Raw genomic sequence first — 25,137 nt, forward strand, 5'->3', positions numbered from 1 at the left:
CGCGGAATGGGGCGATTATCGAACGTAATGTTGAGCGACCGGCATCGCGGGCAACAAAAAGCCCACCGCAAGGGTGGGCTTGATGCATTACCGCTCCAATCAGCCTTTCGGCGTCTGGATCGAGGCCTGCTGCTGGGTCTGCTCGTACCAGCCGCCACCGAGGGCCTTGTACAGGTTGACCTCGCTGACCAGCTGCGACAGGCGATCACCGATCAGCGACTGCTGGGCGCTGAACAGGTTGCGCTGGGCGTCGAGGAAGGTCAGGTTGCTGTCGATCCCGATGCGGTAGCGGCGCTCGGCCAGGCGGTAGTAGTCCTGGTTCGCCGCTACCAGGTCGCGTTGCGCCTGCAGCTGCTCTTCGAACGTCTTGCGTGCGGCCAGGCCATCGGCGACTTCCTGGAAGGCGGTCTGGATGGTCTTTTCGTACTTGGCGACGTTGATGTCCTTCTGGATCTTCGAGTAGTCCAGGCTGGCCTTGAGGCTACCGGCATTGAAGATCGGCAGGTTGATCTGCGGCTGGAACAGCCAGGTGCCCGAGCCACCCTTGAACAGCCCGCCCATGTCCGGGCTCAGGGTACCGGCGTTGGCGGTCAGGCTGATGCTCGGGAAGAACGCGGCGCGGGCAGCGCCGATGTTGGCGTTGGCGGCCTTGAGCAGGTGCTCGGCTTCCTGGATGTCCGGACGGCGCTGCAGGATGTCGGACGGCAGGCCCGCCGGCACTTCGGCCAGCTGGTCGGCATTGAGCTCCAGCGGCTTGGGCAGGGTGGCCGGCACGCCGGTACCCACCAGCACGGTGAGGCTGTTCAGGTCCTGGGCGACCAGGCGCTGGTACTGCGACAGCTTGACCCGCGCGCCTTCGACGGCGGTGCGGGCCTGGCTCAGGTCCAGTGCCGAAGCCACGCCCACCTCATTGCTGCGACGGGTCAGGTTGTAGCTCTCTTCGTACGTCTTGAGCGTTTCTTCGGTCAGCTTCAGCAGCGCCTGGTCGGCCTGCCAGGTGTAGTAGGCGTTGGCCACGCTGGCCACCAGGCTGATCTGCGTGGAGCGACGCGCCTGCTCGCTGGACAGGTAGGTTTCCAGAGCCTGCTCGGTCAGGCTGCGTACGCGACCGAACAGGTCCAGCTCATAGGAGCTGACACCCAGGGTGGCCGAGTACTGGCTGGAGATGCTTGCCTCGCCGGTCTGCGACATGTTTGCCGGCAGCCGCTGGCGGCTTCCGCTGCCATTGGCCGACACGGCCGGGAACAGGTCGGCGCGCTGGATGCGGTACTGGGCGCGGTAGGCGTCGATGTTCAACGCCGCGACACGCAGGTCGCGGTTGTTTTCCAGCGACGTCTGGATCAGCTGTTGCAGCGCCGGGTCGTGGAAGAACTGGCGCCAGCCCTGCTCGGCCGCGGCGACGTCGGCCGACTCGGCCGGCGAGTACGCAGGGCCTTGCGGCCACTGCGCGGCTACCGGCGCCTCGGGCGTCTGGTAGTCGGGGATCAGCGAGCAGCCGCCGAGGATGAAGGCGGTTACCGCCAGGGACAACAAAGACTTGGTCATTGCCCAGCCTCATAACGTGGAGTTTCAGGGGTGGCGTGTTCTTTCGGCTCTTTGCTGCCGAACAGCGACGACACTGCGACGAAGAATAGCGGTACCCAGAAGATGGCCAGCACGGTCGCACTGATCATGCCGCCGATCACGCCGGTACCAATGGCGTGCTGGCTGCCGGCGCCGGCGCCGCTGGCGATGGTCAACGGTACCACGCCGAGGATGAACGCCAGCGAGGTCATGATGATCGGGCGCAGACGCATGCGGCATGCCTCGATCGCCGCGTCGTACAGGCTGCGGCCTTGCTCGTGTAGCTCTTTGGCGAACTCGACGATCAGGATGGCGTTCTTCGCCGCCAGGCCGATCGTGGTCAGCAGGCCGACCAGGAAGTACACGTCGTTGGACAACCCGCGCAGGCTGGTGGCGAGCAGGGCACCGATGATGCCCAGCGGTACCACGAGCACGACCGCGATCGGGATCGACCAGCTTTCGTACAGCGCCGCCAGGCACAGGAACACGAACAGTACCGAGAGGGCGAACAGCGCCGGCATCTGCGAGCCGGAGAGTTTCTCCTCGTAGGACATGCCGGTCCAGGAGTAGCCGATGCCGGTTGGCAGTTCGCCAGCGATGCGCTCGACTTCGGCCATGGCCTCACCGGTACTGTAGCCAGGCGCCGGGGTACCGAGGATCTCGACCGCTTCCACGCCGTTGTAGCGCGACAGCTTCGGCGAGCCATAGCTCCATTCGCCCTTGGCGAAGGAGGAGAACGGCACCATCTCGCCCTTGCCGTTGCGCACGTACCATTTCTGCAGGTCTTCCGGACTCATCCGCGAGTTCGGCTCGCCCTGGATGTAGACCTTCTTGACCCGGCCGCGGTCGATGAAGTCGTTGACGTAGCTACCGCCCAGGGCGATCGACAGGGTGTTGTTGATGTCGGCAATGGTCACGCCCAGGGCACTGGCGCGTTCGTCGTCGATGGTCAGCTGGTACTGCGGCTCGTCGTTCAGGCCGTTCGGACGCACGGCGCTGAGGATCTTGCTCTGCGCGGCCTTGGCCAGGAACTGGTTGCGCGCTTCCATCAGTTTCGCATGGCCGACGCCGGCGCGGTCCTGGAGGAACACGTCGAAGCCGGTGGCGTTACCCAGTTCGAGCACCGCCGGCGGGGCGAAGGCGAACACCATCGCGTCGCGGAAGCTGAAGAAGTGCATCTGCGCGCGCTGGGCGAGGGCGAACACGCTGTTCTCCTTCGAGCGCTCGTCCCACGGCTTGAGCATGATGAACGCCATGCCCGAGCTCTGGCCACGACCGGCGAAGTTGAAGCCGTTGACGGTGAACACCGATGCCACGGTGTCGGCTTCCTTGTCGAGCAGGTACTCACGCATCTGGTCGACCACCACCTGGGTGCGCTCGGCACTGGAGCCGGCCGGGGTCTGCACCTGGGCGAACAGCACGCCCTGGTCTTCCTCGGGCAGGAACGCGGTGGGGATACGGGCGAACAGCCAGATCATGCCGACCACGATCAGGGCGTAGGCCAGCAGGAACGGGATCTTGTTGCGCAGGATGGTGCCGACGCTACGCTCGTAGCCGACGACGCTGCGGTCGAAGTTGCGGTTGAACCAGCCGAAGAAACCGCGCTTGGCCACATGGTGCTCGCCCTTCTTCAGCGGCTTGAGCATGGTGGCGCACAAAGCCGGGGTGAAGATCAGCGCTACCAGCACCGACAGGCCCATGGCCGAGACGATGGTGATGGAGAACTGGCGATAGATCACACCGGTGGAACCGCCGAAGAAGGCCATCGGCAGCAGTACCGCCGACAGTACCAGGGCGATACCCACCAGGGCGCCCTGGATCTGCTCCATGGAGCGCTTGGTTGCCTCCTTGGGCGGCAACCCTTCCTCGGACATCACCCGCTCGACGTTCTCCACCACGACGATGGCATCGTCCACCAGCAGGCCAATGGCCAGGACCATGGCGAACATGGTCAGGGTGTTGATGCTGAACCCGGCGGCGGCAAGGATGCCGAAGGTACCCAGCAACACCACCGGCACGGTCATGGTGGTGATGATGGTGGCGCGGAAGTTTTGCAGGAACAGGTACATCACCAGGAACACCAGGACCACGGCCTCGATCAGGGTGTGGATCACCCCGCTGATCGATTCGGTGACCACCGGCGTGGTGTCATACGGGAACACGGCCTTCACGCCAGGCGGGAAGAACGGCTCCAGGTCGCTGATGGTCGTGCGCAGCGCCTTGGCGGTATCCAGGGCGTTGGCGCCGGTGGCCAGCTTGACTGCCAGGCCCGAGGCCGGCTTGCCATTGTACTGGGCGCTGATGGCGTAGTTCTCGCCGCCCAGGCCGACCGTGGCGACATCGCCCAGGCGTACCTGGGAACCGTCGTTGTTGACCTTGAGCAGGATCTTCTCGAACTGCTCGGCGGTCTGCAGGCGGGTCTTGCCGATGATGGTGGCGTTGAGCTGGGTACCCGGCAGTGCCGGCAGGCCGCCGAGCTGGCCGGACGAGACCTGGACGTTCTGCGCGGCCACGGCGGTACGCACGTCGACCGGAGTCAGCTGGAACTTGTTCAGCTTGGCCGGATCCAGCCAGATGCGCATGGCGTACTGCGCACCGAACACCTGGAAGTCACCGACGCCCGCTGTCCGCGAGATCGGGTCCTGCATGTTGGAGACGATGTAGTTGGCCAGGTCGTCCTTGCTCATGCTGCCGTCTTCGGACACCAGGCCGATCACCAGCAGGAAGTTCTTCACTGCCTTGGTGACGCGGATACCTTGCTGTTGCACTTCCTGCGGCAGCAGCGGGGTGGCCAGGTTCAGCTTGTTCTGTACCTGGACCTGCGCGGTGTCGGAGTTGGTGCCCTGCTCGAAGGTGGCGGTGATGGTCATGCTGCCGTCGGAGTTACTTTCCGACGACACATAACGCAGGTTGTCGATACCGTTGAGCTGCTGCTCGATCACCTGCACCACGGTGTCCTGCACGGTCTGCGCCGAGGCGCCCGGGTAGGTCACGGAGATGGCGATGGCCGGCGGGGCGATGCTCGGGTACTGGTTGATCGGCAGCTTCAGGATCGACAGGGCGCCGACCAGCATGATCACCAGGGCGATCACCCAGGCGAAGATCGGGCGATCGATAAAGAACTTCGACATGGTTTACTCCGCTTTGGCGTCGGCTTTGGCCGTGTTGGCCTGAGCAGGGCCGGCCGGCTTCTTGACGTTGGTGGCTTCGCTGACCTTGACCTCGACACCCGGGCGCACGAACTGCAGCCCTTCGGTGATCAGACGGTCGCCCGGGTTCAGGCCTTCCTCGATCAGCCAGTCGCTGCCCAGGGTGCGGCTGGCCTTGAGCTGGCGCAGTTCGACCTTGCTCTCCTGGTTGACCACCAATGCGGTCGGCGCGCCCTTGAGGTCGCGGGTCACGCCCTGTTGCGGGGCCAGGATGGCGTTGGCGTTGACCCCGGCCTTGAGCCGCGCATGGACGAACATGCCGGGCAGCAGGGTGTGGTCTGGGTTGGGGAAGATCGCGCGAAGGGTGACGGAGCCTGTGGTCTCGTCGACCGCGACTTCGGAGAACTCCAGGCGACCCTGTTGCTTGAACAGGCTGCCGTCTTCCAGCACCAGCTGCACCTGGGCGGCGTTGTCGCCGGCCTTTTGCAGTTGGCCGCCTTCCAGGTCACGGCGCAGCTTGAGCAGCTCGGCGGTGGACTGGGTGACGTCGACGTAGATCGGATCGAGCTGCTGGATGGTGGCCATGGCGTTGGTCTGGCCGTTGTTCACCAGGGCGCCTTCGGTGACCGAGGAGCGACCGATACGGCCACTGATCGGCGCCAGCACCTTGGTGTAGCGCAGGTCGATCTGGGCGCTCTTGAGCGAGGCCTCGGCCTGCAATCGTTTGGCATTGGCGTCGTCGTACTCTTGCTTGGAGACGGCCTGCTCGTCGATCAGTTGCTTGTAGCGCTCGGCCAGCGAGCGGGTAGCCTGCAGGTTGGCCTGGGCGTTGGCCAGGGTCGCCTCGTAGACGGCCGGGTCGATCTGGTAGAGCTGCTGCCCTTCCTTGACGTCGGTGCCTTCCTTGAACAGGCGCTTGAGAATGATGCCGTTCACCTGCGGGCGAACCTCGGCCACACGGTAGGCGCTGGTGCGCCCCGGCAGTTCCGAGGTCAGGGTGAAGGCTTGCGGTTGCACGGTCACGACGCCGACCTGAGGAGCCTGCGGCGCAGGCGCTGCTTCCTCTTTCTTACAGCCACTGAGCAGGGTTGCCAGGGCCACGGCGGAAACCAGGGCGGTTACGGCTGGCTTGAATTGCATGAGGATCCTCGGGTCGCAGGAGCAAGGGAGCTCAAGAATATAGTGGAAGAGTCTTAAGAGAAAAACGCTATCCGGTGGATAAATAGCTTGCTAAGGAATATACTTACATTCATGGTTGTTTGTAAATACCGTCGGTGAGTCACCGCGGATCGTCCACATGCACCCGGGAGTGGCCCATGAAGCGCTCGCCCCGGCCTGATTCCCGTCCGCCAGATGTGCGGGCGGGGCCTGATGAGGTTGTACTGCCATGGTCCGTCGAACCAAAGAAGAAGCCCAGGAAACCCGTGCCCAGATCATCGAGGCGGCGGAAAAGGCCTTCTACAAGCGCGGGGTCGCGCGTACCACCCTGGCCGACATCGCCGAGCTCGCGGGGGTGACCCGCGGGGCGATCTACTGGCATTTCAGCAATAAGGCGGAGCTGGTGCAGGCGCTGCTCGACAGCCTGCACGAAACCCACGACCACCTGGCCCGGGCCAGTGAAAGCGAGGACGAGCTCGACCCGCTCGGCTGCATGCGCAAGCTGTTGCTGCAAGTGTTCAACGAGCTGGTGCTCGATGCCCGTACCCGGCGTATCAATGAAATCCTGCATCACAAGTGCGAGTTCACCGACGACATGTGTGAGATTCGCCAGCAACGCCAGGGTGCGGTGCTGGACTGCCATCAGAGCATCGCCCTGGCCTTGGGCAATGCGGTACGTCGTGGCCAGTTGCCTGCCGAGCTCGATATCGACCGGGCGGCGGTGGCCATGTTTGCCTATGTGGACGGCCTGATCGGCCGCTGGCTGCTGCTGCCGGACAGCTTCGACCTGTTGGGCGATGTCGAAAAATGGGTCGACACCGGGCTGGATATGCTGCGCTTGAGCCCGGGCTTGCGCAAATGACACTTTGTTAAGGATTGTGAGGAAGTGTTACTCCCATCTGATTAACGCAGAATTAATAACGTGGGAGCGGCGGTGCGCCGATGCGACTTGTCCCGCGATGAGTTCAGGCCATGATGTCGCCAATGCGGACGCTATCGCGGGGTAGGCCCGCTCCCACAATCCTTAGCGCCCGCGCAATTGCCTGTCTGGCAACGCCAGCGCCGCCAGCAGGCCGATCAGCGAAGCCCCGGCACTGACCAGCAACAGGTCGCGGAAGGTTTCCAGCAAGCGCGCCTGGGTCTGCGGATCCGCCTCGCCCGCCTTGAGGCTACCCAGCAACGGGTTGCCCAACGTTTCGAAACCACTCTGGTGCAACAGCGCCAAAAGCAGGCTGGACATGCACGCCACCCCCATCGCCCCGCCAAGCGAGCGGAACAGGTTGGTGGTACTGGTCGCCACGCCGATGTCCCTGCTGTCCACCGCGCTTTGCGTGCCCACCAGGGAGGTGGGGAACTGCAGTCCGCAGGCGATGCCGGTCAGCAGCATGAACAGCGCGCAGAGCAACCCCGATTGCGGCGGCGTCAGCGCCATGGCGGCGATGGCCAGCGGCATCAGCAGCGCCCCGGTCAGGATCTGCGGCTTGAAGCGGCCGGTGCGGCTGGTCATGCGCCCGCCGGTGAAGGCGCCGATGGGCAGCCCCATGGCCAGTGGCAGCAGGTGCAGCGCCGCGCTGTCGGCGCCGGCACCGGTGATGCCCTGGAAGCGCAGGGGCATGAGCATGGTCAGCGAGATCGACTGGAAGCTGGCGAAGAAGATCACGCACCAGCACAGCACCGCGACCCGGTTGCCGAACAGGTCCAGCGGCAGCAGCGGTTCGCGGCAACGGCGCTCGTGGGCGATGAACGCCAGCAGCCCGAGCAGCGCGCAGCCCAGCAGCGCCAGCACCTGCGACGACAGCCAGGCATGCCCCTGGCCGACCAGGGTGATGCCCAGCAGCAGGCTGCCCAGGCCGAGGATCATCAACACTGCGCCGAGGTAGTCCACCCGGGCCTCGCGGCGCTTGACCGACAAGCCGTCCAGCGCCCGGTGGATCACCCACAGGGCGACCAGCCCCAGCGGCAGGTTGATCCAGAACACCCAGCGCCAGGACAGGTACTCGGTGAGCCAACCGCCGAGCACCGGCCCGGCGACACTGGCCAAGGCATACATGCTGCTGAAATAGCCCTGGTAGCGCCCACGCTCGCGGGGCGGCACGAAGTCGCCGATGATCGCCTGGCTCACCGACACCATGCCGCCGGCACCGATGCCCTGGAGCACCCGCGCCAGCACCAGCTGCGGCATGTCCTGGGCCAGGCCGCAGGCCACCGAGGCCAGGGTGAACAGGGCGGTGCCGGTGAGGATCATGCGCCTCCGGCCATACAGGTCGCCGAGCTTGCCGTAGATCGGCACGGCGATGGTCATGGCCACCATGTAGCCGGAGATGACCCAGGCCAGCAGCCCGACATCATTGAACTGCGCGGAAATCGCCGGCATGGACACGGCGACGATGGTCTGGTCGAGGGCGCCGAGGAAGATCGCCAGCATCAGGGCGGTCAGGACGCTGCGCAGGACGGAGGGGGGCAGGGCGGCGGTCACGTTCGGTTCCTTTTTCTTGTAGGAGCGGGCTTGTCCCGCGAACACCGGCCAAGCCGGTGCCATGCAGTGCGGTGTGGCCATCGCGGGGCAACCCCGTTCCCACCAGCGAGATAATTGTACCCTGAGTTACATAGCTACCTATGTACTCCATGCATCCCCTATGCAAGATCGGCATTGGCGCATTCATCCAGCGCTGCATGACCGCGTGATATCGTGGCAGGGCCGCAGAGGCTGAAATCCGGGGCCTGCACCAGCATGGTGCAGCCATTTGCCGCAGGATTTCGCGTCGCTGTATGTCCACACCTTCTATTCCTCTGCCTGCATGTCGAGCATGACCGCCCAGATGGCGACGGTTGGAACAGTCAGGTAGACCCGATACAGGGGTCGGTAGTCAGCCGTTCACCATTTCTCATTGTTCAAGCGGAGTGATCATGCCCAAGGCTTCCCACCACGATCTGCGTTTTGCCTTCCGCGAACTGCTTGCTTCAGGTTCGTGCTATCACACCGCTTCGGTCTTCGACCCGATGTCCGCCCGTATCGCCGCGGACCTGGGCTTCGAAGTCGGCATCCTCGGCGGCTCGGTCGCCTCGTTGCAGGTCCTGGCCGCGCCGGACTTTGCCCTGATCACCCTCAGCGAGTTCGTCGAGCAGGCCACCCGTATCGGTCGCGTCGCCCAGTTGCCGGTACTGGCCGATGCCGACCATGGCTACGGCAATGCGCTCAACGTGATGCGCACGGTCATCGAGCTGGAGCGCGCCGGCGTGGCCGCGCTGACCATCGAGGACACCTTGCTGCCGGCCCAGTTCGGCCGCAAGTCCACCGACCTGATCTCGGTGGAGGAGGGCGTGGGCAAGATTCGCGCGGCGCTGGAGGCGCGTGTCGACTCGGCGCTGGCGATCATCGCCCGGACCAATGCCGGCGTGCTCACCACCGAGGAAATCATCGTCCGCACCCAGAGCTACCAGAAGGCTGGCGCCGACGGCATCTGCATGGTGGGGGTGAAGGACTTCGAGCAGTTGGAGCAGATCGCCGAGCACCTGAGCGTGCCGCTGATGCTGGTCACCTACGCCAACCCGAACCTGCGTGACGACGAGCGCCTGGCGCGTCTGGGCGTGCGCATCGTGGTCGATGGCCATGCCGCGTACTTCGCCGCGATCAAGGCCACCTATGACTGCCTGCGCCAGCAGCGTGGCCTACAGCACAAGTCGGACAACCTCGGCGCCACCGAGCTTTCGCACACCTACACCCAGCCCGAGGACTACATCCGCTGGGCCAAGGAGTACATGAGCGTCGAGGAGTGATGCGTTCTACCTGACGGCGCTCAGGGTGGCGCTGTGGGGAACGCAGTGCTCGTGGACGCAGCTGGCGGCCGCATTGGGCTGGCTGCGCAGCAGCTCGACCCGCCAGCAGGCCGAGCCGTAGAGCCCGGCCACCGCGACCAGGGCGAAGACGAGGGCGCAACGCCTGGATTTGATGCTCATGGTACGGACCTCCTGTTGGTGCAACAGGTGATACCTTCAAGCATAGGCCTTGTGCGCGGATCTGCATGGCCTGGACTCAGCTCAGTCCCTTGTCCCACTCCGGCTCGTCGCCAAACCGCTGCGCCAGGAAGTCCAGCATGCTGCGCAGCGTCGCCGGCATGTGCTTGCGCGAGGTGTACACCGCATTCAGGGTCAGCTCCCGTGGCCTGGCGTGCGGCAACAGCCGCACCAGCTCGCCACTGCGCAATGCGGCCGCCGCCTGGTAGGTGGGCAACATGGCGATGCCGGCGTGGGCCAGGGCGGCTTTCTGCAGGGTCATGGCTTCGTTGGCGCTGATATTGCCCTGCACTGGCACGGCGACGTTCTGCCCATCCACCTCGAAATGCCACAGGTTGTGACCGAAGTAGGCATGGGTCAGGCAGTTGTGCTGGCTGAGTTCCTCGACCTGGCGCGGCGTGCCGTGCTCGCGCAGGTAGGCGGGGCTGGCGCAGACCACCGAGCGGCACACGCTCAGGCGCCGGGCGATGAGGTTGGGGTCGACGTCGTTGCTGGTGCGGATGGCCAGGTCGATGCGCTCGTCCACCAGGTTGACGGTGCGGTCGAGCATCTGCAGTTCCACCTTCACCCCGGGGTAGCGTTTGACATAGGCGGCTAGCGCATCCACCAACTGGGCCTGGCCGAACGAAGTGCTGACGCTGATGCGCAGTTCACCGCAGGGGGCGTCGTCCGGCTGGCGCACGGCGTTCTGCAGGTCGCCGGCCAGCTCCAGCAACTGGCGGCAGCGGGGCAGGGTCTCGAGGCCTGCTGCGGTCAGGCTGAGCTTGCGCGTGGTGCGTTGCATCAGGCGTGCGCCGACCCAGTCTTCCAGCTCCGCCAGGTAGCGTGAGACCACGGGCCTGGAAAGCTCCAGATGATCCGCCGCAGCGGACTGGCTGCCCAGGTCGACGACGGTGACGAATACGCGCATGGCGTTGAGACGGTCCATGATCTGTCCGATTTCAGAAACAAACTATGTCGAAGCATCGCATTTTTTGTATTGGTTCGGGCAACTAAGCTTGCCTGCATCGTCCCACTCACAGGATCTTGCGATGTCTCTTCTCACTCCCCTGCGCGGCCTGCTGCTGGCCTGTCTCACCCTCGGCGGCCAGGCCATGGCCAGCGAACCGCTTAAGCTCGAAGCCTACAACCCTGGCCATGAGGCGATCTTCCCGGTCAGCTCGGTGATCGTCAGCGGCGCCCACGACGCCATCCTGGTCGACGCCCAGTTCGGCAAAGGCCAGGCCGAGCAGGTAGTTGAACGCCTGCGCGCCAGCGGCAAGCAGTTGACTACCATCTATGTCAGCCATGGCGACCCGGACTACTACTTTGGCCTGGACACCATCACCCAGGCGTTTCCCAAGGCCCGGGTGGTCGCCTCGGCCGCCACTGTCGAACACATTCGCAAGACCATGGACGCCAAGTTGGCCTACTGGGGCCCGCAGATGGGCGCGGACAAGCCGGCACGCCTGGTGGTGCCGCAGGTCCTCAAGGGCAATCGCCTGGAGCTGGAAGGCCAGGCACTGGAGGTTGTCGGCCTGGACGGTCCACAGCCGGACCGCAGCTTCGTCTGGATTCCCTCGATCAAGGCAGTGGTCGGTGGCGTGGTGGTTTCCGAGCACATCCACGTGTGGATGGCCGACACCCAGACCGCGCAATCCCACGCCGACTGGCTGAGCACGCTGGCGAAGATCGAGCAGCTCGCCCCGCGCACGGTGATCCCTGGGCATTACCTGGGCGACAGCAGCCGCTCGCTGGACGCGGTGCGCTTTACCGCCGGCTACATTCGTGACTTCGATACCGAAGCCGCCAAGGCCGCCGACTCCGCCGCGCTGATCGCGGCGATGAAGCAACGCTACCCGAACCTTGGCGACGAGAGTTCCCTGGAACTGGGGGCAAAGGTCGCCAAGGGCGAGATGAAGTGGTAATCCCTTTCAACCTGTTGGAGTGTTTCCCATGAGCAAGATCGCAATCATCGGCGCCACCGGGCGCGCCGGCAGCCAGTTGCTGGAAGAGGCCTTGCGCCGTGGCCACAGTGTGGTGGCCATCGCCCGGGATCCGGGCAGCCTGCAAGGCCGTGACGGCGTAACGGTCAAGGCGCTGGATGCCAAGGACAGTGCCGCCTTGCAGGCGGCCGTGGCGGGCTGCGACGCGGTGCTGAGCGCGGCGCATTTTTCCACTATCGAACCGGGCGCGATCATCGAGCCGGTCAAGCGGGCCGGAGTCAAGCGCCTGCTGGTGGTGGGCGGGGCCGGCAGCCTGCTGCTGCCGTCCGGGCACCGGGTGATCGACAGCCCTGACTTCCCCGAGGCCTACAAGGCCGAGGCCAGTGCCGGGGTGCGCTTTCTCGAGACGCTGCGCCGCGAGCAGACTCTGGACTGGACCTTCCTGTCGCCGTCGGCGGAGTTCGTCGAAGGTGAGCGCAGCGGGCATTACACCCTGGGCAAGGACCATCTGCTGATCGGTGCGGACGGCAAGAGCTGGATCACCTTTGCCGACTATGCGATCGCCATGCTCGACGAGCTGGAAAAACCGGCGCATTCGCGGGCACGGTTTACAGTGGGCTACTGAGTCCACCGCAGTACCTGTAGGAGCGGCCTCATGTCGCGAAAGGGCCGCAAAGCGGCCCCGGCGATTTATGCCATGGCTAAGATCCTGGGGCTGCTGCGCAGCCCTTTCGCGACACAAGGCCGCTCCTACAAGGATTGCGCAAGGCTTGAGGCACGCGCTTGCAGCCACTCCATCAACGCGACCAACCCCGCGGGCATGGTCTTCGAAGGCGTCACCAAGTAATAGCCCTTCCCAGTCGTCACCTTCAGCTCGAACGGCATGCACAACCGACCTGCACGCAGGTCGTCGCCGATCAGCGAAAAATCGCCGATGGCGATCCCCGTCCCTTGGGAAGCCATGGCCATCGCCATGTCCAACGTCTCGAAATGCTGCTTCGGCCCTTGGGGCTCGAACCCGGCATCGGCCGCCTGCAACCATAGCCGCCAGTCATGTTCGTCCCTCGAAGGGTGCAGCAGCATCTGCCGGGCCAGGTCCTGCAAATGCAAGAGGCCGCTCGATACCGATGGCGCGCAGACTGGCGTCAGTTGTTCATCGAACAGCTTGCGTACCTGCAGCCCATGGTTCGGTGCCGCACCATACACCACGGCCGCATCGAAGCCCTCGCGGCGAAAATCCACGCCATGCTGCACCGTGGTGGTCAATTCCACCGGCACATCCGGGCGCAGTGCCTGCCATTCCAGCAAGCGTGGCAGCAGCCAGCGCATCACGCAGGTCGGCGCCTTGAGCTGGAGTGTCGTGCTGCGTCCGCCGACCTCGCGCACGCCTTGTTCGATCAGGGCAAAGATCTGCTGCACCCGGGGCAGCCAGTCCTGCCCTTCGCGGGTCAGCGCCAGGCCCCGGGCCTGGCGCTGGAACAATGCGTAGCCCAGGTGCTCCTCGAGCCCGGCGATCTGCCGGCTGACCGCGCCCTGGGTGATATGCAGCTGCTGCGCGGCGCGGGTGAAGTTGCAGTGCTGGGCGGTCACCAGGAAGGTGTGCAGGGCGGGGAGGGGCGGCAGGCGTTTCATCGTGACAAGCCATGATATGGGGTCATGGCTAGTATGTGTTTTTTTGCATTGTGGCGGTAGTCGGCGCTTGGTTCCATGAGCACAGGTCTCAACAAGAATCAGGTACTCGATGATGGCAACCTGTGGTGAAGTGCTGGTCAAACTCCTCGAAGGCTATGGCGTCGATCATGTCTTCGGCATTCCCGGTGTGCATACCGTGGAACTCTACCGCGGCCTGGCCGCCTCCTCGATCCGTCACATCACCCCGCGCCACGAGCAGGGGGCCGGGTTCATGGCCGACGGCTACTCGCGTACCCGGGGCAAGCCTGGGGTGTGCTTCATCATCACCGGCCCGGGCATGACCAACATCACCACTGCCATGGGCCAGGCCTATGCCGACTCGATCCCGATGCTGGTGATTTCCAGTGTGCAATCGCGCAGCCAGCTGGGCGGCGGACGCGGCAAACTGCACGAGCTGCCCAACCAGGCCGGCTTGGTCGCGGGGGTGGCGGCGTTCTCGCACACGCTGATGAGCGCCGATGACCTGCCCGAGGTGCTGGCCCGGGCTTTCGCCGTGTTCGACGGTGCCCGCCCCCGCCCGGTGCACATCGAGATCCCGCTGGATGTGCTGGTGGAGCCCGCCGATCACCTGTTGCCGGGCCGGGTGGTGCGCACCACCCGTGCCGGTGCCGCGCCACAGACCGTGCAGCGCATGGCCGTGCGCCTGGCCAAGGCACGGCGTCCGCTGATCCTCGCTGGTGGCGGTGCTCTGGAGGCGGGCGCCGGGCTGGCGCGGCTGGCCGAGCACCTGCAGGCGCCGGTGGCGCTGACCATCAACGCCAAGGGGGTGTTGCCCGCCAACCATCCGCTGCAGATCGGCTCGACCCAGACCCTGCCGGCCACCCGTGCGCTGGTGGCTGAGGCCGACGTGGTGCTGGCCATCGGCACCGAACTGGCCGAAACCGACTACGACGTGACCTTCAAGGGCGGTTTCGAGATTCCCGGCAGCCTGCTGCGGATCGATATCGACCCGGACCAGACGGTCCGCAACTACCTGCCCGAACTGGCCCTGGTGGCCGATGCCGTCCAGGCTACCGAAGCGCTGCTGGTGGCCCTGAACCTGCAGGCGCAACCGCCGCGCGATAGCGATTGGGGGGCGGCGCGGGCCGCCCGCCTGCGCCAGGACAACGCGGCCAGCTGGGACCAGCCGACCCTGAGCCAGACCCGTCTGCTGACCAGCATCCTGCAAACCCTGCCGGACGCCATCCTGGTGGGCGATTCGACCCAGCCGGTCTACACCGGCAACCTGACCCTGGACATGGCCAGGCCGCGTCGCTGGTTCAATGCCTCGACCGGTTACGGCACGCTGGGCTACGCGTTGCCAGCCGCCATGGGCGCCTGGCTGGGCAGCGCCGAGTCGCTCGCCGCACGCGCGCCTGCGGTGTGCCTGATCGGTGATGGCGGGCTGCAGTTCACTCTCCCTGAACTGGCCAGCGCGGTCGAGGCGCAGGTGCCGCTGATCGTGCTGCTGTGGAACAACCAGGGGTACGAGGAAATCAAGAAGTACATGGTCAACCGGGCGATCGAGCCGGTCGGCGTGGACATCCATACCCCGGACTTCATTGGCGTGGCGCGGGCGCTGGGGGCCGAAGCCGAGAACGTGGGCGATGTGGCGCAGCTGCAGGCAGCGTTGGGTCGGGCGGTGGAACGCCAGGGTCCAACCTTGATCCAGGTGGATCAAGGTCAGTGGCAGCAGGTGGTACTGGGCTGAGCGTAGTAGCGAGGGCTGCGCCCTCGATCGCGGGGCAAGCCCGCTCCTACAGTCGTCCGATGCTCGTTGCTCCTCAGCTGGCGCTGGCGCGCAGGCGCGCCACGTCGCGAATCGGTGGCGCGCCGTACAAGCGGCTGTACTCGCGGCTGAACTGCGACGGGCTTTCATAACCTACCCGGTAGCCAGCCACCGCGGCCTCCAGCCCGTCGTTGAGCATCAGTCGCCGCGCCTCTTGCAGGCGCAGCTGCTTCTGGTACTGCAACGGGCTCATCGAGGTTACTGCCTTGAAACGGTGGTGCAGGGTCGAGGTGCTGAGGTTGACCTCGCGCGCCAGGTCCTCGATGCGCAAGGGCTCCTGGTAATGCCGGTTGAGCCAGGCGATGGCTTGGCATACCCGATGGGTCTGGCTGCTGGACAGGGCAATCTCGCACAGGCGCCAGCCCTGGGGGCCGCGCAGCACACGGTACATCAGTTCGCGGCGCACCAGTGGGGCGAGCACGGCGATATCCCGTGGGCTGTCGAGCAAGCGCACCAGGCGCAGCAGTGTGTCGAGCAGTTGCGGATCGCTTTTCTCCACGAACAGTCCACGGCCGGAAGCCTGGCCAGGGACCAGTATCGGCCCGCTCTCGGCTATCAACTGGCTGATCTGCGCCGGATCGATGTCCAGGCGCAAACCCAGGCAGGGGTTCTCGGGGCTGGCTTCGAGCAGGGCGCCGGTGATGGGCAGCGTCACCGAGACCACCATGTAGTGCAGCGGGTCGTAGGTATAGCGTTCGTCACCCAGGAACAATGTCTTGCTGCCCTGGGCCAGGATGCACAAGGCCGGTTGCGCCAGGGCTGGCATGCCGCGCACATCCTCTTCGTAGCGCGTCAGGTACAGGTCTTCGATGGCCGACACCGAGCCATGGGGGCCTTGGGCGTGACGCCGGATCAGCCCGGCCAGCTCCTGGCGTTGCTGCTCCAGTAGCGGATCGAGGGGCGTGGATGAAGTCATGGCGGGATTCCTCTGCTTACCGACGCAGCATAGGTTTGGGCAATGGCAGATGCTAGTCGAAAGCTGCAGATCGATTGCCTGATCCTGCCGCGCTGCAGGATCAGGCAATCGGCCGGCAGTAATGGCCTAACGGCCCGCGCGGGCGAACCCCTAACCTTGGCAGCCTGGTTTTCCCGTCCGTAGCGCTTCAAGGAGATCGTTCATGACCCAGCAGCAACCGGTCACACACCTGGCTTTCATCCGCGCCAGCAACGGTCGATCCGCGGAACTCGGCGTGCGCCTGCGCGACCTGCTCGAGCCGTCGCGGCGTGCGCCGGGCTGCCTGAGCTTCAGCGTGCAGCGCTCGCAGGTCGATGCCGACCTGTGGCTGCTCAGCGGCAGCTGGTGCGACCAGCAGGCGATGAGTGGCTATTTCGCCTCGCCCACCCTCGACGTGTTCGGGGAGCTGGTGCAGGAGCAGGTGGTCAGCAGCCTCGACCTGCATACGTTCGCCTAGCGTGTAGAATGCCGCCCTCGATCACACAGGCGCAGAGCGACATGGCACGTAGAGAATTCCCCCACTTCGAAGCGGTTTCGGCAATGGTTCCGGTGCAAGGCGGCGGCTACCACGCGGCGATCGCCGTGAAGGCCCTGGGCATGGGTGGCGCGCCGCGCTTTCACAAAGTGCTGGACGGGCAGGTGTTCCAGTCGGCGATCGCGGCCGACGAGGCCGCGTGTGCCGAACTCGAACGCCTGCAGGGCGTGAGCGAGGAAGGTGAACTGATCTTCTGATCAGACCTGTGGCCGAGCCATCTTGAACAGCTCGCCCAGCGCAAAGTAGTCGGCCGGGCCGCCGCCACGCAGGATCGGCTCGGCGGCGGCGGTGTCGTAGATGCCGTCCTTCAGCAGGTGCTCGGCAATGTGCACCGCCACCACCTCGCCGAGGATCAGCCAGCTGGGCACCACCTCCTGGTCCGCACGCTTGAGCTGGACGATCTGGCTGACCTTGCATTCGAAACTCACTGGGCTTTCGCCGACACGCGGCACCTTGACCACGTTCGAGGCGGTCGGGGTGAGGCCGCTGAGCGTGAACTCGTCGACATCCGCCGCAACGGCAGCGCAGCTCTGGTTCATCTGCTGTGCCAGCGGACGGGTGGCCAGGTTCCAGACGAACTCACCGGTCTGCTCGATGTTGTTCAGGCTGTCTTTGCGCCCGACGCTGCAGAAACCGATGATCGGAGGGATGTAGTTGAAGGCGTTGAAGAAGCTGTAGGGCGCCAGGTTCAGGCGGCCTTCGCGGTCGTGGCTGGAGATCCAGCCGATGGGCCGTGGGCCGACGATGGCGTTGAATGGGTCGTGGGGTAGGCCGTGGCCTTTGGCGGGTTCGTAGTAGTACATCTGCGCAAGGCCGCGAGGCCCTTCCTGGTGGGGGACAAGGCGCCTAGTGTGCCAAGGCTTGGCTCGGCTGCAAATGATCAAGCCCGGCCGAAGCCGGGCTGGTTGCGCGCATCAGCGATCAGCTGATGCGGTGGCCGTTGGTGCGGTCGAAGCCGTCTTCTGCGAAGCGTTGGCCGCCGGTGCGATCGAAGCCGTCTTCTGCGAAGCGTTGGCCGCCGGTGCGATCGAAGCCGTCTTCTGCGAAGCGTTGGCCGCCGGTGCGATCGAAGCCGTCTTCGGCGAAGCGCTGGCCGCCGGTACGATCAAAGCCATCTTCTGCGTAGGTGGCCGACTGACTCTGCACGGCAGCGAAGGTGTGGGCGCCGGTACGATCGAAGCCGTCTTCGGCAAAGGCACCAGTGGTCAGAACAGAGAGGGCGAGGGTGAGGATCAGTTGGTTTTTCATGGTCGTTGCTCCGGTGAGTTGCTAGGGGTTGTTGTTTCTATGGGTTCAATGCTACGCCTATAAAATCGATAAAAAAGCGCAAAAAATAGCGCATACAAATCTGCTTATTCGATTGATAAGGGTGCGGCTATCCCTGGCTTGCAGTGGGCATCGCGTGTGGCGTGCAGCACGACCGCCAATGATTTTTCCAGTTCGACAAAGATGAAAGGCGGAAATTAATGGGGAGTTAAGGGCACGCGAGCCTGGGGATTAGCAATCAACGGATTTTTCATACGGCTCAAACCGATTTTTCAGGCTTCGCTCGCCACCATCGCCGCACTTGAACCCCTGGAGCGGCACACCCATGAACAAACTCCCGCAAATCACCTTGGCCTTCTGGGTCATGAAGATCTGCGCCACCACCCTCGGCGAGACGGCCGGCGACCTGCTGTCGATGACCCTGGACATCGGCTACGCCATGAGTTCGCTGTTGCTTATCAGCGTGTTCCTGGTGACCCTGGTCACCCAGCTCTACTCGCGCCGATATCACCCGATGCTGTATTGGCTGGTGATCCTTTCCACCAGTACCGCCGGTACCACCATGTCCGATTTCATGGACCGGACCCTGGGCCTGGGCTACGCCATGGGCTCGGCACTGCTGATCGGCATTCTCCTGCTGACCTTTGCCCTGTGGCGCCTGAGCGGCAACCCGCTGGACGTCAGCCGCATCCGCAATCGTGGTGGCGAGCTGTTCTATTGGGTAGCGATCCTGTTCTCCAACACCCTGGGCACCGCCCTGGGCGATTACCTGGCCGATGATTCCGGCCTGGGCTTCGCGGGTGGCGCGCTGCTGATCGGCTCGGCGATCGCGCTGGTGGTCGCAGCCCGCTACTGGACGAAGATCTCGAGCGTCGTGCTGTTCTGGATCGCCTTCGTCCTCACTCGTCCGTTCGGTGCCACGCTGGGCGACGTGCTGACCAAGTCACACGAGAAAGGCGGGCTGGACTTCGGCACAGTGGGCTCATCGCTGGTGCTTGGCGGCGTGCTGCTGGTACTGGTGCTGATGGCCACCTATTACCAGCGTCGCGAGCCACAGCGGGTGGCTGAGTTGTCGTAACCGGTCTTGTTCAGGTCTCTCGGGTATCAATCCTGTAGCGGGTACTTCGCCCACCGCCGGGCAGGCGAACCAGGCAGTGCTTATCCAGCAGGTCGGCAAGGTGCCGGGTGGCCGTGGCCTTGGAGACTTTGGCCACAGCCTGGTACTGGCTGGCGCTGATACCGGCCTCGAAACCGCGAGGCCCGCCATCGAGCAGGCGGTTGAGCACCTTGACCTGTTCGGGCAACAAGCCGTCGCCACGATGGATCAGCCAGAAGCGTGCCTTGGCCAGCACCCGGTCGATGCGCACCAGCGCTTGCTGGAGGCTGCGAAGCAAGGTGGCAAGGAACCAGGCCAGCCATTGTGTGACGTCCAGGTCGCCGCGCTGGCTTCTTTCAAGGACTGCGTAGTAGCCGGCCCGGTCTTCCAGGATGCTGCTGGACATGGCGTAGAAACGGACCGCCCGCTGCTCACCTTGGGCCAATGCCAGGTCTGTGATGGCGCGGGCCAGGCGGCCATTGCCATCGGCGAAGGGGTGCAAGGTGACGAACCAGAAATGGGCGAGCCCCGCACGTAGCAGGGGGTCGAGTTGCCGATCGCTGCGGCTGTTTTCAAACCAGTCGAGGAACTGCCGCACCCGCTGCTCCAGGCCGGCACGCGGCGGTGCTTCGAAATGCACCCTGGGTTTGTCGATACGCCCCGATACCACTTGCATTGGAGCATCGTCGCGCCATTCACCGACTGGCAGGGGCGGTGCGAGTGAATCGTCATGTTCGGGAAACAGCCAGCAGTGCCACAGGAACAGGCGCTGTTGATCCAGTGGCCGAACATAGCCCATGGCCGCGTCCACCATCAGTTCGGCCAGGCCCTCGCTGCGTGTCGTGGTCGTCCCCGGCTCAGCGATGCCGAGCCGGCGGGCCAGGGAAGAGCGAACGGACTCCACATTGAGCTGCTCGCCCTCGATGGCCGAGGACGTGACAATGTTCTGCAGCAGGGTATCGAGCGTATCGAGGTTGGCATTGGCCTCGGTCACCGCCCCCGCTCTGCCCAGCAGGCAACCCTGCGCCTGGACGCAGTCCCTGAGCAAGGTTGCCAGTTGCGACGCATCCCAACGAAAGTCGGGCCAGTCGGCCTGCTGCCAGACCCAGATGGTATCTGCAGCCGTGTGCGCTTTTGGGTTCATGAGCCAAATAATAGCGCCATTCGGCTCAATATGTGAGCCGAATGGCGCTGTTATTCGGCTCACAATCCATTAAAAAAGGGGCGCCCGGTCATCCGGAGCGCCCCTTTTCACGTTCGGCGAGCAGGGATCAGTCGGTGGTGATCCGCGAATGCTGCTTGGTGTCCTTCATGGTCGCGTAAACCAGCAGCGAACAGGCGATGCAGGCGGTGACGTACCAGTAGAAGCCGGTCTCCATGCCGATGCTCTTGAACCACAGGGCCACGTACTCGGCGGTGCCGCCGAAGATCGACACGGTCAGCGCGTACGGCAGGCCGACGCCCAGGGCGCGGATTTCGGTCGGGAACAGTTCGGCCTTGACCACGGCGTTGATCGAGGTGTAACCGCTGACGATGATCAGCGCGGCCATGATCAGGAAGAACGCGCCCCACCAGGTCTGGATAGTGTGCAGGGTGCTGAGGATCGGCACGGTGAAGAGGGTGCCAAGCACGCCGAAGGCGATCAGGATCGGGCGTCGGCCGATCTTGTCGGACAACCCGCCGATCACCGGCTGCAGGCACATGAACAGGAACAGCGTGGCCGCCGAGATGGTGGTCGAGTCGCTGATGCTCATGCCCACGGTGTTGACCAGGTACTTCTGCATGTAGGTGGTGTAGGTGTAGAAGGCCAGGGTGCCGCCCATGGTCAGGCCGACCACGGTCATCAGCTCCTTGGGATGGCGCAGCAGGGTGCGCATCAGGTTTTCCTTGGACTTCTCCTTCTTGGTGAAGGAGGCGGTCTCTTCCATGCCGCGGCGCAGGTACAGGGCGACCACCGCGCACAGCGCGCCGATCACGAACGGTACGCGCCAGCCCCAGGCATACAGCTCCTCGGTGGTCAGGGTGTTCTGCAGGACGATCAGCACCGCCAGGGCGATGAGCTGGCCCGAGATCAGGGTGACGTACTGGAAGCTGGAGAAGAAGCCACGGCGTTCCTTGCTGGCCATCTCGCTGAGATAAGTGGCCGAGGTACCGTACTCACCACCTACCGACAGGCCCTGCATCAGGCGGGCGACGACCAGCAGGATCGGCGCGGCGACGCCGATGGTCTCGTAGCCCGGCGTCAGGGCGATGACCAGGGAGCCTGCGCACATCAGCAGCACCGAGGCCATCAGTGCCGCCTTGCGGCCCTTGCGGTCGGCGTACAGGCCCATCAGCCAGCCACCGATCGGGCGCATGAGGAAGCCCACGGCGAAGATCGCGGCGGTGTTGAGCAGTTGGGCGGTGGTGTCGCCGGCGGGGAAGAAGGCCTTGGCGAAGTACAGCGAGAATGCGGCGTAGACGTACCAGTCGTACCATTCGACCATGTTGCCGATGGAACCACTGAAGATCGATTTGAGGCGGCTGGCGGTGGACTTTTGCGCGGCGGGCGCAACGGCCGCCCCGGTGGGCAGAGTGCTGGCGTTATCCATCAGGGATACCTTCTCGTTGTTTTTGTGGAGCGCGCTCGAGGCGCAGCTTGAGAAGGGTTTTGCAGGAGGTGTGCCAGATGAGTGCGTGGTGATCCATTCGAGGGCATCACGGGGCAAGCCCGCTCCCACGCAAAGCCTGTGTCGCCTGCGTTTCAGGGACCTTCGTGGGAGTGGGCTTGCCCCGCGATGCGGTGTGAAACAACGGCACCGGATAGGCGGTTTTCCGCTTGTTGGCCTGAGTTACTGAGCAATAATCCGCTCATTCGCGCTCAAGAAAGTCCTCTCTCACCAACCCATGCCGCTGCATCTTTTCATTGAGTGTGCGCCGCGGCAGTTGCAATGCCTCCATCACACCCTTGATCTCGCCCTTGTGCTGGCGCAGTGCTGCGCGCAGGCACTGGGCTTCGAACGCTTCCATCTGCTCGACCAGGGATTGCCCGCCGGACTCGATCTCCAGGGCCGGCGAGCCCAGTCCCAAGGCATGCCGTTCGGCGGCATTGGCCAGCTCGCGCACATTGCCCGGCCAATCGTGGGCCAGCAGGCGCGCCAGCTGCACGCCGCTCAGCGGCGGGGCGCTGCGCCCGAGGCGTTCGGCGGCGGCGCGGGCGAAATGCTCGAACAGCAGCGGGATGTCCTCACGCCGTTCGCGCAGCGGCGCCAGGCGCAGCTCGGCGACGTTCAGGCGGTAGGCCAGGTCTTCGCGAAAGCGCCCGGCGCGGGCTTCCTCAAGCAAGTCCGGCTTGGTCGCGGCAATGATGCGCAGGTCGACGCTGATGCTCTGGTTGGCGCCCAGCCGCTCGAGCTTGTGCTCCTGGATCACCCGCAGCAGCTTGGCCTGCTGGGCCAGGGGCATGCTCTCGATTTCGTCGAGGAACACGGTGCCGCCATTGGCGTACTCCAGTTTGCCGATACGCTTGCCCTGGGCACCGGTGAACGCGCCGCTCTCATGGCCGAACAGCTCGGCCTCGAACAGCGTCTCGGGAATGGCCGCGCAGTTGAGCGCGACGAAGGGCTTGTCGGCGCGCGGGCCGAAGTCATGCAGGCAACGCGCCACGCGCTCCTTGCCGCTGCCGGTTTCGCCACGAATCAGCACGTTGACCGGCAGGCCGGCCAGCTCCAGCACCTGGCGGCGCAGTTGCTGCAGCCCTTGGGACATGCCCAGCAGGGTGTTCTCCAGTTGCGCCTTGAGGTCGGCCTGTTCATGCAGGCGGCGGTTCTCCAGGACCAGCTGGCGCTTTTCCAGGGCGCGGCGCAGGCTGCCCATCAGGTGTTGCGGGGTGAAGGGTTTTTCCAGGAAGTCATAGGCGCCATTGCGCATCGCTTCCACGGCCATGGGCACGTCGCCATGGCCGGTGAGCAGGATCACCGGCAGGTCGGGGTCGCTCGCCTGCAACCGTTCGAGCAGCTGCAGGCCGGACATGCCGGGCATGCGCACGTCGCTGAGGATCACCCCGGGGAAGTGCGGCTCGAGCCTGTCCAGGCAGTCCTCGGCGCGGGCGAACAGCTGCACGCTGAAGCCCGACAGGCTCAGCCATTGTTCCACCGCGGTGCGGATGCTCGCTTCGTCGTCGACGACGATCACCGAATTCAACATACAGGCTCCAGGTCGCGGGGCAGGGTGAGGCTGAAGCGGGCACCGCCCGGCAGGTTCTCGACCTGCAGGCGGCCACCGGCGTCGATGACGATGCCATAGGAGATGGCCAGGCCCAGGCCCAGCCCTTCGCCGACCGGCTTGGTGGTGAAGAACGGATCGAAGACCCGGTCCAGGTCGCAGTCGAGGATGCCGCCACCGGAATCGAGCACGCTCAGGCGCCACTGCGCATCGTCGGCCTCAATGCGGATCTCCAGGCGTTTGTAACGCTTGTCGGCCATGGCGTCGATGGCGTTGCGCAGCAGGTTGATCAGCACCTGCTCGAGACGGATCGCGTCACCGCGTACCCAGGCCGGGCGCGCCAGGTACAGCGCCACTTCGACGCCTTCGGCGCGGATGCGGGTGTCCAGCAGGTGCAGCGCCTGGTCGACCACCGTGGCCAGGTCCAGGCGCTCGCGCAGGCCGCCGGGGCTGTTGCGGGCGAAGGTTTTCAGGTGGCCGGTGAGCGCGGCCATGCGGGTCAGCATCTGCTCCAGCGGTTCCAGGGCCTGGCGCGCCTCGTCATGGCGGCCATGGTCGAGGAGCAGGCGCAGGGTTTCCAGCTGCATGCGCTGAGTGGTCAGCGGCTGATTGATTTCGTGGGCCAGGGCTGCCGACATCTGCCCCAGTGCCGCTAGTTTGGCCGATTGCACCAGGCCTTCCTGGGCGGTATGCAGCTCGCGGGTGCGCTCCTCGACCAGGCGCTTGAGCTCTTCGCGGCTGCGTTGGCGCAGGCGGGCCAGGCGCAGGCGCTGGCTGACGAACAGCACGGCGAACACCAGGCTCAGCCAGATTGCCGCAGCGGCGAGGGCGGCGTTGCGCCCGTCCTCGGCGACCTGCGGCTTGCGCAGCAGGTGCAGGGTCCAGCCTTCGGCCTCCAGGGGCAGGCGCTCCCACAGGTACTCGGCGGTGCCATCCGGGCCCTGGACGCGGGTCAGGTGGCTGGTGTCGGTGAAGCGGGTCAGGGCCTGGTGCTGCAGGGGCACCAGCGGCTGCTTGTCGTACTGGCGGGTTTCGGCCAGTTCGGCGCGGTCGGCGCCGGACAGCGGTTGCAGCTCGCGGTAGCGCCAGCCGTCCTGGTTGGCGATGAAGGTGATGCCGCGGGCATCGCTGACCAGCAGGATATCGCTGCCCTGGCGCCACTCGCGCTCGAGCTCCGGGAACTCCAGCTTGACCACCATGGCGCCGAGGAAGCGGCCGTGTTCGTCGTTCACCGCGCTGGACAGGAAGTAGCCCGGCACGCCGCTGGTCACGCCGACGGCGTAGAAGCGGCCGCTACCCTGGCTGCGGGTCTGCTTGAAATAGGGGCGAAAGCCGTAGTTGGAGCCGACGTAGGTGGTCGGCAGGCGCCAGTTGCTGGCGGCGATGGCCAGGCCCGTGCGGTCGAGCAGCTCCAGGGTGGAGGAGTTGGCGGCGCCGTTGATGCGTTCGAGCTTGCGGTTCAGGGCGTCCTGCACCGGTTCGGTGACCGGTCCGCGCAGGGCGGCGATCAGCTCCGGATCCAGCGCCAGCACCGCGGGCAGGGCGCGGTAGCGCTCGATCAGGGTGTGCAGGGCGTTGGCGTACAGGCCCAGTTGCTCGCTGGCCCGGCGGGCGTCGGTTTCCATGGCCTGGCGCTTGGCCTGGTGCATGGCCCAGCCGGCGCTGAGGGTGGTGCCGACCAGGATCAGCAGGATGATCAAACCCAGGCGCAGGGCGCGGAAGGATGAGGGCATGGGGCGGATCCGGGATCTCGGTTGTCTGTGCCGGCCTCATCATGGGCAAGCCCGCTCCCACACAGGACATGCATAACCCT

The 25,137-nt window shown here is 65.1% G+C and carries 22 protein-coding genes; 8 read left to right on the forward strand and 14 right to left on the reverse strand.

What is annotated here, in order from left to right:
• Nucleotides 1-99: 99 nt before the first annotated feature.
• The 3 genes from V0R62_RS04260 to ttgA are packed head-to-tail and all read right to left on the reverse strand — an operon-like array spanning nucleotide 100 to nucleotide 5,852.
• Nucleotides 100-1,545 (reverse strand): AdeC/AdeK/OprM family multidrug efflux complex outer membrane factor, encoded by a 1,446-nt coding sequence (locus tag V0R62_RS04260; RefSeq protein ID WP_330102883.1) that lies wholly within the window; start codon nucleotides 1,543-1,545, stop codon nucleotides 100-102.
• On the reverse strand, nucleotides 1,542-4,694 hold the full coding sequence (gene ttgB / locus V0R62_RS04265) for a multidrug efflux RND transporter permease subunit TtgB (protein ID WP_050703921.1): 3,153 nt from the start codon (nucleotides 4,692-4,694) through the stop codon (nucleotides 1,542-1,544). Before ttgB ends, V0R62_RS04260 begins: the two co-directional genes overlap by 4 nt.
• A gap of 3 nt (nucleotides 4,695-4,697) precedes the next feature.
• Complete coding sequence (ttgA, locus tag V0R62_RS04270; RefSeq protein WP_330102884.1) at nucleotides 4,698-5,852, reverse strand: toluene efflux RND transporter periplasmic adaptor subunit TtgA; 1,155 nt, start codon at nucleotides 5,850-5,852, stop codon at nucleotides 4,698-4,700.
• A gap of 247 nt (nucleotides 5,853-6,099) precedes the next feature.
• Here ttgA and ttgR point away from each other — a divergent pair, with 247 nt between their 5' ends.
• Nucleotides 6,100-6,732, forward strand: coding sequence for an efflux transport transcriptional regulator TtgR (gene ttgR, locus V0R62_RS04275; RefSeq protein WP_330102885.1), 633 nt, complete (start codon nucleotides 6,100-6,102; stop codon nucleotides 6,730-6,732).
• Between the two features lie 162 nt (nucleotides 6,733-6,894).
• Here the strand turns inward: ttgR and V0R62_RS04280 are convergent, their stop codons facing one another.
• Nucleotides 6,895-8,346 carry an MDR family MFS transporter gene (locus V0R62_RS04280; protein WP_330102886.1) on the reverse strand — a complete coding sequence of 484 codons (1,452 nt, stop codon included), beginning with the start codon at nucleotides 8,344-8,346 and terminating at the stop codon, nucleotides 6,895-6,897.
• 431 nt (nucleotides 8,347-8,777) lie between these two features.
• Between V0R62_RS04280 and V0R62_RS04285 the strand changes: the two genes are divergently transcribed.
• Nucleotides 8,778-9,647: an isocitrate lyase/PEP mutase family protein gene (locus V0R62_RS04285; protein ID WP_198743079.1), complete on the forward strand. Its 870-nt coding sequence runs from the start codon at nucleotides 8,778-8,780 to the stop codon at nucleotides 9,645-9,647.
• A 6-nt stretch (nucleotides 9,648-9,653) separates the two neighbouring features.
• Here V0R62_RS04285 and V0R62_RS04290 read toward each other — a convergent pair whose 3' ends face one another.
• Nucleotides 9,654-9,827: a hypothetical protein gene (locus V0R62_RS04290; RefSeq protein WP_177330819.1), complete on the reverse strand. Its 174-nt coding sequence runs from the start codon at nucleotides 9,825-9,827 to the stop codon at nucleotides 9,654-9,656.
• A gap of 76 nt (nucleotides 9,828-9,903) precedes the next feature.
• Complete coding sequence (locus V0R62_RS04295; protein ID WP_330102887.1) at nucleotides 9,904-10,812, reverse strand: LysR family transcriptional regulator; 909 nt, start codon at nucleotides 10,810-10,812, stop codon at nucleotides 9,904-9,906.
• 103 nt (nucleotides 10,813-10,915) lie between these two features.
• Here V0R62_RS04295 and V0R62_RS04300 point away from each other — a divergent pair, with 103 nt between their 5' ends.
• Together V0R62_RS04300 and V0R62_RS04305 are read left to right on the forward strand one after the other, a co-directional pair.
• A complete protein-coding gene (locus V0R62_RS04300) occupies nucleotides 10,916-11,791 on the forward strand; it encodes an MBL fold metallo-hydrolase (RefSeq protein ID WP_330102888.1) in 876 nt (291 codons plus the stop codon).
• Between the two features lie 28 nt (nucleotides 11,792-11,819).
• Nucleotides 11,820-12,434, forward strand: coding sequence for an NAD(P)-dependent oxidoreductase (locus tag V0R62_RS04305; RefSeq protein ID WP_330102889.1), 615 nt, complete (start codon nucleotides 11,820-11,822; stop codon nucleotides 12,432-12,434).
• Between the two features lie 125 nt (nucleotides 12,435-12,559).
• Here V0R62_RS04305 and V0R62_RS04310 read toward each other — a convergent pair whose 3' ends face one another.
• Nucleotides 12,560-13,441 (reverse strand): LysR substrate-binding domain-containing protein, encoded by an 882-nt coding sequence (locus V0R62_RS04310; protein WP_330102890.1) that lies wholly within the window; start codon nucleotides 13,439-13,441, stop codon nucleotides 12,560-12,562.
• Nucleotides 13,442-13,553: 112 nt separating this feature from the next.
• Between V0R62_RS04310 and V0R62_RS04315 the strand changes: the two genes are divergently transcribed.
• On the forward strand, nucleotides 13,554-15,191 hold the full coding sequence (locus V0R62_RS04315; RefSeq protein WP_330102891.1) for a 5-guanidino-2-oxopentanoate decarboxylase: 1,638 nt from the start codon (nucleotides 13,554-13,556) through the stop codon (nucleotides 15,189-15,191).
• 73 nt (nucleotides 15,192-15,264) lie between these two features.
• Here the strand turns inward: V0R62_RS04315 and V0R62_RS04320 are convergent, their stop codons facing one another.
• Nucleotides 15,265-16,185: an AraC family transcriptional regulator gene (locus tag V0R62_RS04320; protein ID WP_050703927.1), complete on the reverse strand. Its 921-nt coding sequence runs from the start codon at nucleotides 16,183-16,185 to the stop codon at nucleotides 15,265-15,267.
• A 202-nt stretch (nucleotides 16,186-16,387) separates the two neighbouring features.
• On the opposite strand from V0R62_RS04320, the gene V0R62_RS04325 reads away from it, so the two are divergent.
• Together V0R62_RS04325 and V0R62_RS04330 are read left to right on the forward strand one after the other, a co-directional pair.
• Nucleotides 16,388-16,681: a putative quinol monooxygenase gene (locus V0R62_RS04325; protein WP_050703928.1), complete on the forward strand. Its 294-nt coding sequence runs from the start codon at nucleotides 16,388-16,390 to the stop codon at nucleotides 16,679-16,681.
• Nucleotides 16,682-16,689: 8 nt separating this feature from the next.
• The gene (locus tag V0R62_RS04330; RefSeq protein WP_330102892.1) at nucleotides 16,690-16,956 is read left to right on the forward strand and encodes a hypothetical protein; all 267 of its coding nucleotides are present in this window, start codon (nucleotides 16,690-16,692) and stop codon (nucleotides 16,954-16,956) included.
• Here V0R62_RS04330 and V0R62_RS04335 read toward each other — a convergent pair whose 3' ends face one another.
• Complete coding sequence (locus tag V0R62_RS04335) at nucleotides 16,957-17,562, reverse strand: flavin reductase family protein (protein ID WP_203647840.1); 606 nt, start codon at nucleotides 17,560-17,562, stop codon at nucleotides 16,957-16,959.
• Between the two features lie 118 nt (nucleotides 17,563-17,680).
• Entirely contained in the window at nucleotides 17,681-18,007 is a 327-nt protein-coding gene (locus V0R62_RS04340; protein WP_330102893.1) for a hypothetical protein, read from the reverse strand.
• A 343-nt stretch (nucleotides 18,008-18,350) separates the two neighbouring features.
• On the opposite strand from V0R62_RS04340, the gene V0R62_RS04345 reads away from it, so the two are divergent.
• Complete coding sequence (locus V0R62_RS04345) at nucleotides 18,351-19,103, forward strand: COG4705 family protein (RefSeq protein ID WP_330102894.1); 753 nt, start codon at nucleotides 18,351-18,353, stop codon at nucleotides 19,101-19,103.
• A 10-nt stretch (nucleotides 19,104-19,113) separates the two neighbouring features.
• On the opposite strand, the gene V0R62_RS04350 is transcribed toward V0R62_RS04345, so the two are convergent.
• The 4 genes from V0R62_RS04350 to V0R62_RS04365 form a co-directional block, all read right to left on the reverse strand.
• Nucleotides 19,114-20,265 carry a Fic family protein gene (locus V0R62_RS04350; protein WP_330102895.1) on the reverse strand — a complete coding sequence of 384 codons (1,152 nt, stop codon included), beginning with the start codon at nucleotides 20,263-20,265 and terminating at the stop codon, nucleotides 19,114-19,116.
• 127 nt (nucleotides 20,266-20,392) lie between these two features.
• Nucleotides 20,393-21,712, reverse strand: coding sequence for an MFS transporter (locus tag V0R62_RS04355; RefSeq protein WP_050703934.1), 1,320 nt, complete (start codon nucleotides 21,710-21,712; stop codon nucleotides 20,393-20,395).
• Between the two features lie 259 nt (nucleotides 21,713-21,971).
• Nucleotides 21,972-23,306 carry a sigma-54-dependent transcriptional regulator gene (locus V0R62_RS04360; protein ID WP_330102896.1) on the reverse strand — a complete coding sequence of 445 codons (1,335 nt, stop codon included), beginning with the start codon at nucleotides 23,304-23,306 and terminating at the stop codon, nucleotides 21,972-21,974.
• Nucleotides 23,300-25,057 (reverse strand): ATP-binding protein, encoded by a 1,758-nt coding sequence (locus V0R62_RS04365; RefSeq protein ID WP_050703936.1) that lies wholly within the window; start codon nucleotides 25,055-25,057, stop codon nucleotides 23,300-23,302. Before V0R62_RS04365 ends, V0R62_RS04360 begins: the two co-directional genes overlap by 7 nt.
• Nucleotides 25,058-25,137 lie beyond the last annotated feature (80 nt).

Origin of the sequence: Pseudomonas carassii, from assembly GCF_036324045.1 — a bacterium.
GTDB classification, from domain to species: domain Bacteria; phylum Pseudomonadota; class Gammaproteobacteria; order Pseudomonadales; family Pseudomonadaceae; genus Aquipseudomonas; species Aquipseudomonas peradeniyensis.